The organism is Xanthovirga aplysinae (assembly GCF_009711365.1).
GTDB classification, from domain to species: Bacteria; Bacteroidota; Bacteroidia; order Cytophagales; family Cyclobacteriaceae; genus Xanthovirga; species Xanthovirga aplysinae.
The window spans coordinates 1-13,196 of record NZ_SMMB01001235.1; the positions used below are offsets into that span (position 1 = coordinate 1).

Annotated in this window: 9 protein-coding genes; 3 read left to right on the forward strand and 6 right to left on the reverse strand. The window is 36.8% G+C overall.

What is annotated here, in order from left to right; all coding sequences use genetic code 11:
* Positions 1-44 precede the first annotated feature (44 nt).
* Positions 45-629, forward strand: a complete 585-nt coding sequence (locus E1171_RS18295; protein WP_155207506.1) for a helix-turn-helix domain-containing protein — start codon at positions 45-47, stop codon at positions 627-629.
* Between the two features lie 189 nt (positions 630-818).
* Here E1171_RS18295 and E1171_RS18300 read toward each other — a convergent pair whose 3' ends face one another.
* Positions 819-1,940, reverse strand: a complete 1,122-nt coding sequence (locus E1171_RS18300; protein ID WP_155207507.1) for a DEAD/DEAH box helicase — start codon at positions 1,938-1,940, stop codon at positions 819-821.
* Between the two features lie 292 nt (positions 1,941-2,232).
* On the opposite strand from E1171_RS18300, the gene E1171_RS18305 reads away from it, so the two are divergent.
* Complete coding sequence (locus E1171_RS18305; protein WP_155207508.1) at positions 2,233-3,147, forward strand: Ppx/GppA phosphatase family protein; 915 nt, start codon at positions 2,233-2,235, stop codon at positions 3,145-3,147.
* Positions 3,148-3,431: 284 nt separating this feature from the next.
* Here E1171_RS18305 and ppk1 read toward each other — a convergent pair whose 3' ends face one another.
* Both ppk1 and gyrB read right to left on the reverse strand, forming a co-directional pair.
* A complete protein-coding gene (gene ppk1 / locus E1171_RS18310) occupies positions 3,432-5,543 on the reverse strand; it encodes a polyphosphate kinase 1 (RefSeq protein ID WP_155207509.1) in 2,112 nt (703 codons plus the stop codon).
* Between the two features lie 277 nt (positions 5,544-5,820).
* Positions 5,821-7,779 carry a DNA topoisomerase (ATP-hydrolyzing) subunit B gene (gene gyrB, locus E1171_RS18315; RefSeq protein ID WP_155207510.1) on the reverse strand — a complete coding sequence of 653 codons (1,959 nt, stop codon included), beginning with the start codon at positions 7,777-7,779 and terminating at the stop codon, positions 5,821-5,823.
* Between the two features lie 203 nt (positions 7,780-7,982).
* Between gyrB and E1171_RS18320 the strand changes: the two genes are divergently transcribed.
* Positions 7,983-9,188 (forward strand): leucine-rich repeat domain-containing protein, encoded by a 1,206-nt coding sequence (locus E1171_RS18320; RefSeq protein ID WP_187696529.1) that lies wholly within the window; start codon positions 7,983-7,985, stop codon positions 9,186-9,188.
* On the opposite strand, the gene E1171_RS18325 is transcribed toward E1171_RS18320, so the two are convergent.
* The 3 genes from E1171_RS18325 to E1171_RS18335 all read right to left on the reverse strand — a co-directional run.
* Positions 9,182-9,544: a CoA-binding protein gene (locus E1171_RS18325; RefSeq protein WP_155207512.1), complete on the reverse strand. Its 363-nt coding sequence runs from the start codon at positions 9,542-9,544 to the stop codon at positions 9,182-9,184. The two genes, E1171_RS18320 and E1171_RS18325, sit on opposite strands and share 7 nt — an antisense overlap.
* Before the next feature lie 56 nt (positions 9,545-9,600).
* The gene (locus E1171_RS18330) at positions 9,601-11,190 is read right to left on the reverse strand and encodes an NAD(P)/FAD-dependent oxidoreductase (RefSeq protein WP_155207513.1); all 1,590 of its coding nucleotides are present in this window, start codon (positions 11,188-11,190) and stop codon (positions 9,601-9,603) included.
* A gap of 196 nt (positions 11,191-11,386) precedes the next feature.
* Positions 11,387-13,196 (reverse strand): toxin-antitoxin system YwqK family antitoxin (locus E1171_RS18335; protein WP_155207514.1); only part of this gene is annotated, 1,810 nt, incomplete at its 5' end.

The following is a 13,196-nucleotide window of genomic DNA, read 5'->3' on the forward strand; positions in this document are numbered from 1 at the left end:
AAAAAAAACTACTTTTAACGACACAAATTAAAATAACGAAGTAGATGGACAAATTTGATTTATCTAAAAGAGTAAAAGATTTACGAAATAAAAAGGGAATTACTCAAGAGCAACTGGCTGAAGATTCCGGGTTAAGTTTAAGAACCATACAACGATTAGAAAATGGGGAAACCGTACCCCGTGGAGATACTTTAAAAAGGCTAGCAGTCTCTTTACAGGTTTCTCCAGAAATTATTATTGATTGGCAGGTAGAAGAAGATAAAAATGTTTTAACAATGTTAAATTTATCCCAATTGGGGTTTTTACCTTTCCCATTATTAGGCATTATCCTACCCTTAACGATTTGGATCATAAAAAAGGACAAAATAAAAGATGTGAGTGAAACGGGAAAATCCATACTCAACTTTCAAATCACCTGGACAATAGCCTTATGTTCAACTTACGCCTTATTAATGGCAGGCATGGTTTTACATTTGGAACATATAAAATTGAATTTTTCCTTTGCTCACTTCATTTTTATGATTGGGTTCCTATACCTCTACAACATTTCAATCATTTTTATAAACACTATTCGATGTTACAGAAAGAAAAAAGTCTATTACCAACCCGCTTTACCTTTATTAAGGTAAGAAAAGATTATCCAGCACTTCATAAACCTTTAATGGGTTGTATTAAGCTCTAAAGAATTAACTTTTTCTGGTGGACCCTACACTTTATGCAATAAAAATCCAATCGACTGTTTAGTTCTTCATATTCACTAACTCTTGGTGTATTTGAAAAAAAAGGGAAAACTGAAATTCCCCTTTCTTTTTCTTCTCCTATTTCACTTGCCTGATTTGGTTAAAACTGATGCCTAATACCTTTTCGAAATATCGGAGCTGCTTTATTTCCGAAGTACTCACAAGGCTAAGTGAAATACCTTCTTTTCCAGCTCGAGCCGTTCTACCACTTCTGTGGGTATAATATTCCTCCTTGTCTGGCAATTGGTAATGCACAACAAAGGAAAGCTCATCTATGTGGATTCCCCTAGCTGCAATATCAGTAGATATCAGGAATTGTAATTTTTTGTTTTTAAACGCCCTCATTACCTTATCTCTTTCCTTTTGCAATAAGTCACCATGAATGGCCCCCGCAGCTACATTTTTCGCTGCCAATTGCTTTTCCAATTTCTGGGTAGCCGCTTTCGTTTTGCAGAATACCACTCCCCTACTTTTCGATTCTGATTTCAAAAACTGCATCAGTACATGAAATTTATCTACTTCTTCGCAAATCAGATATTGGTGCGCTATATTTTTATTCACCACATTTCGACCACTTATCTCTACCCGATGCGCATCTGCGGACATATGCTTGTTAATAATATGTCTTATTCCATGGGGAATAGTAGCAGAAAAGAGCCATTTACTTTCGGCATTAGATAAAAAACCAAGGATTTGATCCAATTCCTTTTTAAATCCCATGCTAAGCATTTCATCTGCCTCATCCAGAATGACAGTTTTTACCTGGCTTAAATCTACGGCCTTCCGTTTTACAAGATCTATCAACCGCCCAGGTGTAGCCACAATAATATGAGTAGGCCTACTCAAGGCATTAATTTGTCTGTCAATCTTCTCACCTCCATATACCGCCTCGGTAAAAATTTTATCAGTGTATTTTGTGAACTTAAATAACTGTTTGGCTACTTGTTGCCCTAATTCTCTGGTAGGACAAAGAATAAGTCCTTGTACTACTTTTCGTTTGGGCTCTATCCGCTCTAATAAGGGTAAACCAAAAGCAGCAGTTTTTCCAGTACCTGTCTGTGCTTGCCCTACAAGGTCAGTTTTATTATTCAATAAAAGTGGAATAACTTCCGACTGAATTTCCGTTGGCTGCACAATATTAAGTTCCTTTAAGCCCTTTATCAGAGCTTTACTTATTCCCAATTCTTCAAAAGTGTTCAAAACAGCTGTCTATTTAATTCGACTGCAAAGGTACTTATTTAATAGCCGTACACAAAATGGAGCCAGAAAGGAAGAGTGATGAGAAAGAAACACTTCGTTATTATTCATTGTTCCTTATTCATTATTCATTAGATTGCCGCTTCTAATTAATCCAAAAAGCACTATGAATTTTCCTTAAATTAAAATAAAATTGAAGTTTACTTTATCTTTAATTTAAGAGTTAGGTGATATTTCCTCTAATTTCCTTAAAATCAAAGCAATAAAGATTTAATAAAAATAGAACTAGAATAATTTGAGATTAGCAGCAGTAGATATAGGTTCAAATGCCATCCGATTACAAATTACTCACGTAACACCTTATGATGGACAATTGAACTTTAAAAAGGTAGAATACGTCCGTTTTCCTTTGCGGTTGGGTCATGATGTCTTCAATTTCCGAAAACTTTCTCCAGAAACCTCCGGAAAGTTTGTAAAGCTTATGCAAGCATTTAAGCTAATGATTGACCTATATGAAGTGGAGGATTATTATGCCTGCGCTACCTCGGCCATGCGGGAGGCAGAAAATGGCAATGAGATGGTTCATGTAGTAAAGGAAATGACCGGCATGGAAATAAAAATCATCAGTGGGAAGAAAGAAGCTGGAATTATAAATCTGGCCATAAATCAGCATCTTGATGATACAACCTTTATCCATATTGATGTAGGAGGAGGTAGTACAGAGCTAAATATTTATCATGAAAAAGAAAAAATAGCCTCTAAATCCTTTAATATTGGAACGGTCCGGAATTTGGAACATCATGAATCCCCAAAAGTTTGGGGGAAAATGGAGAAATGGATCAATAAAAAACTAAATACCATTGAGGTAAAATCTATCCAGGCCATTGGCACCGGAGGAAACATCAATAAACTATTTGATGTAGCAAAAAAAAGAGAGAATAGAAATGGCAACTCCTTTACTTTAGATCAGCTGATGGAAACTAGGGATTATATCGCAGAATTTAGTTTAAAGGAAAGGATTAGTTTCTTACAATTAAATGAAGACCGTGCTGATGTCATAATCCCGGCTTCAAATATTTATATTTCTGTTATGAATTGGGCAAAGGCTGTTAATATGGTCGTACCTGATGTTGGCCTTAAAGATGGCATCATGCATATGCTTTATGAAAAAAGCATTTCCAAAAGGGAAAAAGAGAAAAAACAAGAATAAACTCTAAATGATTTATTCTTTCTCTGGAACAGGTTAAAATGACCTAAATAAGGACACAATTTAATTTAGTGGGAAGGTAAAGACTAGCAGAAGAAGAAAATGACCAAGTGGAGTTATTTCATAAGCTCCTTCCTTATTTGATTTATTATCGTCCCTCCCACATTCTCAAATTAAAACTGCCTTTTTCAAAGAAGTAAACAAAAACGCCAGAAGAAAGGCTCTTCTCCTTCCCTCTGGCGTTCTCAATAATAAGATGTTAATCGATCACCTCTTTTCACTTTATTTCAAAATAAGGTCGATTGTTTTAGGTCTTCAGCGGAAGCATTAAAAAATTCCTGATGTACATTAAAAGGTGGGGCATCTCCTATTTCCTGCTTCACATAGTTTCCATCCTCCTGAAGAATATAAGAGTTTATATTATCTTTTAGGTTATAATCTAAAATACTGATCGCTTGATTTTTTAATCTCTGGTCCAAAATCAAGAACAGAGATTCAATCCTTTTATCAAAGCTTCTCACCATGATATCAGCACTCCCACTGTAGACTTTCGGCTGATTATTATTATGGAAATAGAATATCCTTGAATGTTCCAAAAAATTCCCAACAATAGACTTCACTGAAATATTTTCACTCAATCCCTTCCTACCCGGCCTTAAACAACAGATTCCCCGGACAATTAACTTAATAGGCACCCCATGGTTGGAAGCATTATACAATTCATCGATAACGATATTATCTTCCAGAGAATTAATTTTTACCACAATTCCACTAGAAAGTCCTTTCTGAGCATTAATCGCCTCCTCCCTAATCATACCAATGAGTTTATCTCTCATCTCATTTGGTGCTGTGATCAAATTTCTGAAGTGGTTTTGCATTGAATGCCCTGTAATCACATTAAAAAATTCGGAAATATCCTGGGCATAATTCTCATTACTACTTAACAAACCTAAATCTGTATATAAGCTTGCCGTATCCTCATTATAGTTACCACTAGACATATGCACATAACGAGTCACCTCATCCCCCTGCTTACGAACAATCAAAAGTAATTTCGTATGGGTTTTGAAACTTCCCATTCCATAAATAACAAAGCATCCAGCCTTTTGCAGTCGTTTAGCTTCCCGAATATTATTTTCCTCATCAAATCGTGCTTTAAGTTCAAATAATACGGATACATTTTTTCCATTTTCGGCTGCTTTCAATAAAGCATCCGTTACCCTACTATCATTTGCCAATCGATATATGGTAAGTTTGATGGAAAGAACAGTTGGATCCTCAGCAGCCTTCTCAATTAACTCTAATACGGGATCGAAGCTATTATAAGGATGGTGCAACAACACATCCTGCTCTTTAAGCAATTCAAAAATATTTTCATCCCTTCCATCGGCATATCCCATTGGAGGTACGGGTACAGGGTTGGGAGGAAGCTTATCCTTAAATTCATTGAGGTTAATTATTTGCCATAATGCGGTATAATCAATTAGCCCTCCCTTTTCAGTAACAAAAACATTGTCATCGTCTAACTCCCAACGTTCCTTTAAAAGATTTACCAACCAATGGCTGTGGTCCTCTTCTACTTCAATCCGAACCACACGACCAGTTTTCCGGTCTTTCAACTTTCTCCGAATCTCCTCAACAAAACTTGCTTCTATATCCTCACTTTCTTCAATGGTAAAGTCTCCGTTTCGAGTCAAGCGAAGTAAGCTCACAGAAATTATTTCAACATTCTTATAAAGCTTTGCTATATGTACTTTAATGATTTCCTCTAGGGGTACAAACACCTTGGAATCTCCTCTATCAATTTCATAAAACCGAGGAAGGTTTTGGGGGATCTGAACAAAAGAAGTTTTTCGGTTTTCCTTTTTTTCATCCGCTCCTTTCGTAATCACACCAAAGATCAATACTTTATTGATTAAAATAGGAAAGGTATGATAAGAATCATAAAGCATGGGAGTAAGCATTGGAAAAACTATTTTCATAAAATAATCTTCCACCTCCTCTTTTTCCTTCTTTTTCAAGGAAGAAACTCCTGAAATAATAAATCCACTTTCAGAAAATTTAGGGGCTAACTTTTCTCTGAATTCCCGGTTTTGCTGATGGGAAAATTTTTGGATATCCTCAAAAAGCTTCCTTTTGAAAGGCAATTCCCTTAATCCCGAATAGTCCGTTCTTTCTTTATTATAATCCAGGTAATTATACAAACTCCCCACTCTGATCATCATAAATTCATCAAGGTTGGAAGCTGTAATGGCCAAAAACTTAAGCCGCTCCAATGTTGACCTGCTTCCATTCCTAACCTGATCTAATACTCTATCATTAAATTTTATCCAGCTTAAATCACGACTAAGGTATTTACTTTCACGAATTAAAGTAGATGATCTTTTCTCAGTTAACATAAGCTATTTTAAAATTTTAAAAAGGGAAGGTCGGTTGATTAATTAATAATTAGGCTTTACGAATTTTGACGGTAGTCTGTTGAGATTATACCATTATTAAGAAAAAATTAATGGCAGATGTTATTTTTCCGGAATGTTATGCAAAAAGAGGTTTTATGAAGAATTAAATTCCCCAAATTAACTTAAAAAGGTAGAGATCCTTAAATAAAAAAGGGAAGGAGAACGCATTCCCCTCCCCTTTCACTTTATCTTTAACCCTTTCCGCTCAAATACCTTACTAAATATCTAAATTAGCGTATTTCGCATTTTTCTCAATAAACTCTCTTCTAGGTGCCACTTCATCCCCCATTAACATAGAAAATAAATGGTCTGCCTCGGCTGCAGAATCAATTGTAACCTGCTTCATACTCCGGCTTTCAGGGTTCATAGTAGTTGACCAAAGCTGCTCAGGATTCATCTCACCTAAACCTTTGTATCTTTGAACATTAACTGATTCCTCTTTTCCTCCCTTAGCCATTTCCTTCACTAAAAGCATCCTTTCCTCTTCAGTCCAGCAATACCGTTCGTCCTTTCCTTTTTTCAGTAAATATAAAGGAGGTAAAGCTATATATAGATAACCATTCTCAATCAACTCCTTCATATATCGGAAGAAGAAGGTTAGAATAAGTGTACGAATGTGGCTTCCATCCACATCGGCATCCGTCATAATGACCACTTTATGGTACCGAAGTTTTTCAAGATTCAAGGCTTTATCGTCCTCTGGCGTTCCAAAACTTACCCCCAAAGCCGTAATCATATTCTTTATTTCCTCGTTGTCGTAGATCTTATGCTCCTGAGCTTTTTCTACGTTTAGGATTTTACCTCTAAGTGGCAAAATAGCCTGGAAATTACGATCTCGCCCTTGTTTTGCAGAACCTCCTGCTGAATCTCCCTCTACAAGATATAATTCACAAAGTGCAGCATCTTTTTCGGAACAGTCGGCCAATTTACCCGGCAATCCACTTCCTCCCATTACGTTTTTTCGCTGCACCATTTCACGTGCCTTCCTTGCGGCATGTCGAGCTTGGGCAGCAAGCACTACTTTGGCAACTATTTGTTTAGCTTCTTTGGGATGTTCCTCTAGAAAGGCTTCCAGCATGCCACTAACACTGCCGTCAACTGCTCCCATTACTTCGGAGTTCCCCAATTTAGTCTTGGTTTGTCCTTCAAATTGAGGTTCAGCAACTTTTACTGAAATCACGGCTGTCAGACCTTCCCGGAAATCATCTCCACTAATATCTACCTTTACCTTATCCAATAAACCAGAGCGATCTGCATAAGACTTTAAAGTACGCGTAAGCGCTCTTCTAAAGCCTGCCACATGAGTTCCCCCTTCTATGGTATTGATATTATTGACATAAGAGACTACATTTTCAGAATAGGAAGTGTTATAGCTCAACGCTACCTGAACAGGAATTCCATTCTTTTCTCCCTCCATAAATACGGGCTCAGGAATTAACTTCTCCCTGGTAGAATCCAGATACTGGACAAACTCTTTTAAGCCTCCTTCTGAAAAGAAATTTACTTTTACCGGTTCCCCCTCTTCATCTATCTCTCTTTGATCGGTCAAATGAATTCGGATGCCAGAATTTAAGTAAGCTAACTCCCTTAACCTGGTTGCTACAGTTTCGAAAGTGTATTCATTCACTGTAAAAATCTCAGGATCCGCTTTGAAATGAACCGTAGTTCCTGTACTCGTGGTAGTACCAGTCTCCTTCACCGGATATTGAGGAATTCCCCTACTATATTCCTGTTGGAAAACCTTTCCATTTCGATGTACAGTTACCTTCAATTCAGTAGAAAGGGCATTTACACAGGATACCCCTACTCCATGCAAACCACCAGAAACCTTGTAGGTGTCTTTATCAAACTTACCTCCTGCATGTAGCACGGTCATCACCACCTCTAAGGCTGATCGTTTCTCCTTAGGGTGCATATCGGTAGGAATACCACGACCATTATCACTTACAGTAATAGAGTTATCCTCATTAATCTGCACAAATATCTCATCACAATATCCGGCCAAGGCCTCATCAATGGAATTATCTACCACTTCCCAAATCATGTGATGTAGACCTTTTACCCCCACATCGCCGATGTACATGGCGGGCCTTTTTCTAACGGCTTCCAGGCCTTCTAGCACCTGAATATTACCAGCCGAATATTCGCTGTTTGGCGTATTTTCTTGCTTGCTCATAATATCATTTCCAAAAAAACAAAAATACAATAAAAATCGGTTTTTTACATGAATTAGGGTTTGAAATAATCAACTAAATATTTAGTTTTACCTTCATGAGAACTCTATGCCTAATTTTATTCCTCCTTTTGTCTGAAAGTATAAACAACGGGTCCTTAGCCCAAAAAAAAGGAAACACAATTACGCGGGAAGAAATTAATCGAATGAGCCCTGCCCAACGTGATAGTTTATATCTTCGACGAAGATTAGACAAAGGGAAATTAAGGCTTCAAAATGCCAAAAAAATCACCAATAAAAACTCTGTCACTACCTTGGACCTCTCCTATGCCTCCCTAAAGGAAATTCCTGATTTTGTCTATGAATTCAAAAACCTTAAAACTCTAAATTTATCAAATAATCAAATAATCAAAATACCAAGAAAACTGAATAAACTAAAAAAATTAAAACATCTCGATCTGTCCGCAAATAAATTAGCTAACCAAAAAATAATTATCAGGCGAATGCGTAGGGTTTCTTCTCTTTCCCTTGAAGAAAACAACCTTAGTCTCCTTCCTAAACCATTCAGAAAATTTAGGAGGTTGCAAACATTAAATTTAAGCAATAACAAATTTATCCAAATCCCAACAAATGTTGCACGTTTCAAAAAACTCAAGTCACTTTATTTGAATAAAAATTGTCTGGTTCTAGATGGCCAGAGTTTTAAAAAATTTAAGCCAATTAAAAAGCTTCAAATGAAGGAATGTGACCTTAATTATATAACGGATAATTTTTGGCAATTAACCAATCTTGAAGACTTACAGTTAAATGGTAACCAAATAAAGATAATACCAAAAGGAATTTCTCAATTGACAAATCTTCGCTCCATTTCCTTCTACGAAAATAAAGTACAGGAAATCCCATTAGAGCTATTGCAGCTCAAAAAGCTAAAAATCATTGATTTATACTTCAATAAAATCAGAAATATCCCTACAGAAATCTCTCAATTGGATTCCCTTGAAGTACTCTATTTGTCTTTTAATGATATATTTGAAGTCCCTGAAACCTTAGGGGAAATCAATTCTTTAAAGGAGTTATATCTCCATCACAATCATTTGCGGGAACTTCCGGAACAGTTACAAAATTTAAACAATCTCAAAATCCTGCACTTAAATGACAATTTGCTTGATGATTGGCCGCCGGTAGTTCTAAAACTGGACAAATTAGAGGAGTTAAGTATTTCGCATAATAATCTTCAAGACATCCCAGATGACGTTCTAGACATAAAAAATCTAAAAAGCATTTATCTTAATGGAAATCCCCTCTATGAGGAAGGGGAGGATTACAAAAACATCAAAGATGTTTTTGAAGAGAGAGGAGTTAATGTATTATGGCCAGCAAAGGAAGAAGATCAGGAAGATCTGGCTCAATAAGTTTTCGACCGAAGCATAACCAGAGTACACCCCACAACTGTTTCAATTCCCTTTGCTTGCGCAACCTCCATAAATTTATCGTTTTCCGTACCGGGATTAAAAATGATTCGCTGAGGATTGAGACTAAAAATATAATCATAATATTCCGGCTGGTGATGAGGCCCAATATAAAGCGTTACGGTATGTACCCCTTTGATTGCCGGCTGGTCCTTTATATTTTGGATAGGTTTACCCATTACCTCTCCCCTTTTAATTCCTACAGGTACAAATTCAAAATTATAATCATTTAGCATATTTGCTGCTAACCATGCATAACGTTCTGTATTCGGGGTAGCCCCAATAATAACCGTTTTCATTTCCTTTTCATCAAATCGTTTAAACTCTAAGAAAAATTAAAAAAGCTCTTGTATTTTCATTTTCTCACTGCATTTGAGACATAACAAGCGGCCAATTGTTCAGCACAACGCTCCCCGTCCATGGCAGCAGAAACAATTCCGCCAGCATAGCCGGCCCCTTCTGCACATGGATAAAATCGCTTTACCTGAGTGTGTTCTAAATTAATTTTATCTCTTGGAATCCTTACAGGAGAGGAAGTTCGACTTTCCACACCAATAATTTGAGCATCATTTGTTAAATAACCCCTCATTTTCTTCCCAAAAGCTATAAAACCCTTCCTTAAACTCTGAGCAATAGGTTTAGGCAAAACTTCCCACATATCAACCGATTTCAAACCGGGCTGATATGAGGTTTCTAGTAAAGAGGAAGATACTTTTCTGTTTACAAAATCAACCATACGCTGTGCTGGAGCCATTTGTGAATTGCCAGCTATCTCACAAGCTTTTTGCTCAATAGCCTGTTGGAAATACATTCCAGACAAGGGGCCAAATTGGCGATAAGCAGCAAAATCTTCTTCATCAACCGCCACAACTATTCCTGAGTTAGAATATTTAGAATCTCTTCTGGAAGGCGACATACCATTTACCACAACTTCTCCTGGGGCGGTAGCGGCTGGCACAATAAATCCCCCTGGGCACATACAAAAAGAAAACACACCCCTATTTTTCCCATTAGCATTGACCTGATGCACTAATGAATAAGAGGCTGCTGGAAGGAAATCTCCCCTGCTATCTCGACATTTATACTGAATCCTGTCAATAAGATTTTGAGCATGTTCAATTCTTACACCCAAAGCAAAAGGTTTTGCTTCAATCGCAATATTTCTTTTATGAAGCAGCTCAAAGATATCTCTTGCAGAATGCCCAGTTGCCAAAATTACTCCTAGTCCCTTTATAGTTTCTCCTGAGGCGGTTTTAACCCCTTTCATTTCCCCGTTTTCAAGGATAAAGTCAGTGACCTTTTCATTAAAATGAACCTCTCCCCCAGCATCCCTAATACTTTCTCTAAGGGCCTCCACAATTTTTGGAAGTTTATTTGTACCTATATGAGGATGTGCATCTACTAAAATCTTATCGGTTGCCCCATGAGCCACCAAAATTTCCAGAATCCTCTTTAGGTCCCCTCTTTTTTTGGATCGAGTATATAGTTTTCCATCAGAGTAGGTACCTGCTCCTCCTTCCCCAAAGCAATAATTAGATTCAGGATTAACAATTTGGTCTTTGTTAATAGCTGCAAGATCTCTACGGCGGGATTTCACATCTTTTCCTCTTTCCAAAACAATGGGTTTAACACCCAACTCGATTAACCTTAAAGCCGCAAAAAGGCCCGCAGGCCCCGCTCCTACCACTATAGCTTGAGGTTTATCTGCCACATTGGGATAATCCAAATAATGAGAAATTAGAGGTGGAGGGGTTTCCTGAATGTAGGCTGCAGCTTTTACATTGACCTTTACCTTAGAGGACCGGGCATCAATAGACCGGCGAAGTAATCGAATACTGACTTTTTCGTCCTTGGAAGCCCTAATTGATTTTTGAATCCTTTCCTCTAGCATTTCTTCATTAAAAGCCACTTCAGGACTTACCGTTATGTCTAACTCCTTTATCATAAAAAAGGTGAGGGATTTATCCTCAAATTAATTTTTTAGGAAGATTAAAATGGAAAAAGCAAAACCTTCATCCAATAAAACGCAAAACTAGAGAAGTCATTGATGAATTACAAAGTGATTTTTTCCCTTCAATTAAAAAGTAAGGGTAAGGGGTGGCATTGGTGTAAAAATTCAAAATATCACTAAAAACCTTCCTTTACCGTTTAAATCCTTTAAAAGTATATCCAATATTTACCCCAAATCTTATAGGAAAATAAATCCTTCCTTTTGGAAGAGATTCAAAAGCTTCTTCCATTTCTGGAACCTCATCGTATTTTTTCTTCCCTATACGACGGGCCAACCCAATTCCCAAATATAAATCAAAAGTTAAACCGGAGTTTCCAGCATCTCTTATCAATTTATTTCCTACCAAAATGGCATAACCAAGACTATTATCAGCCTTATTAAAAGTTTTTCTTTTTGATATCAAAGAGGAATCTGACACTTTCACAAATTGATTCAGGGATAAAAAAAACACCTCATGAGCAAAGTACAACATTCCAATATCCTTGTCTTCTTGATAAAATTTTTGTCGAAAACTTATATCATATCCCCTATGATAAATATCATTTAAAGGCATTTGACTATCCCGTATAAAAAACTGGCTTCTAAAATAATGGTATTGTAACTCATAGCCCAATCGCTCCTGCATATAGTACTCCACAGAGAATGGAACTCGACCAATAGGCATTAAAAATGGATTGGATGATATAAAAATCCCTCTAAATTCATTTATTCTAGCCTTAAAATATTTAAAATGCCTTCTTTTAAAAAGATAATCGGGTTTCTGACTTTTAACGGGTTTTTCTTCTTGTTCAAAATTGGTAACCGTTTCAAAGTTCTCTGGAATTGCATTATAGACGGGTTTGTAATAACCTGCCAGGATACCATCCTTACGGTAAAGCTCCCATGACCCCACTTTCTTACTTCCTTCCATGGCTCCTTTGGTCTTTAAATTTCCATCCCTGTAAAAGCCAGTATAATACCCCATATTATCACGGTAATAGCATTTACCTTCTATTGTTCCGTCTTCATAATAAAAATGCCATTCCCCTTCAAATTGCTCACCCTCAACCTGGCCTTTAGCCTTGATGGAACCATTTTTATAGTACTCTTTATAATTTCCTCTGCCATCTTCGAAGAAAATCTCCCCAATAGATTGCCCAGTTCTATCAAATAATTCCCAGTGGTCCTGTTTTAAACCTTCCACATGATATCCCTTAGTTTGTATGGCCCCAGTTTTGTCATAATATTTCCATTCTCCTGTCTTTAATCCCAAAAGATATTCTCCCTCTGCAGCCAATTGCCCACTTTCATGGAATTCATTCCAAATTCCTGATTTTTGCCCTTTCCGGTACTTTCCTTCTGCCTGCTTCATCCCATTTTCATGATAGTAGACCCAAAGGCTATCTGCCCTTTGAGATAGCAACCAACCCTCTCCCTTCAATTTTCCATTTAAAAAGTACTCCTTGAAAGCAGAAGGTTCATTATCATAATCTACTATAGACTTTATTCCCCCTTCTTCAAAATAGTTTTCCCAATTTCCTGTCTTTCGACCATTTCTAAAAAATCCCTTACTTTTTAATTTACCCGACTCGTAATTAAAAAGCCATTCATTTTCCCTCATACCTTCTTTCATTTCCCCTCGCATTTTTTCTTTACCACCTTCGAAGTAATACTTCCAAAGCCCATGGGGCTTATTATTTAAAAGGGTTCCTGACATCTTCAACTGACCATTTTCGTAATAATAATTCCAAAGACCTACTGCCACATTTTTACGATATTGCCCCTCAACTCTTATATTCCCATTCGAAAAGAATGCTTCATATTTTCCTTCTAAATAATTGGGTTGAAAGGAAGATATGGTATACATCTCTTTCAATTTGGTTTCTCCCAAATCATAATAAGTTTTGATGATTTTTCCCTGAGCATATAAGCCTTCCACAATTATATTTTGGAAGAAAAAA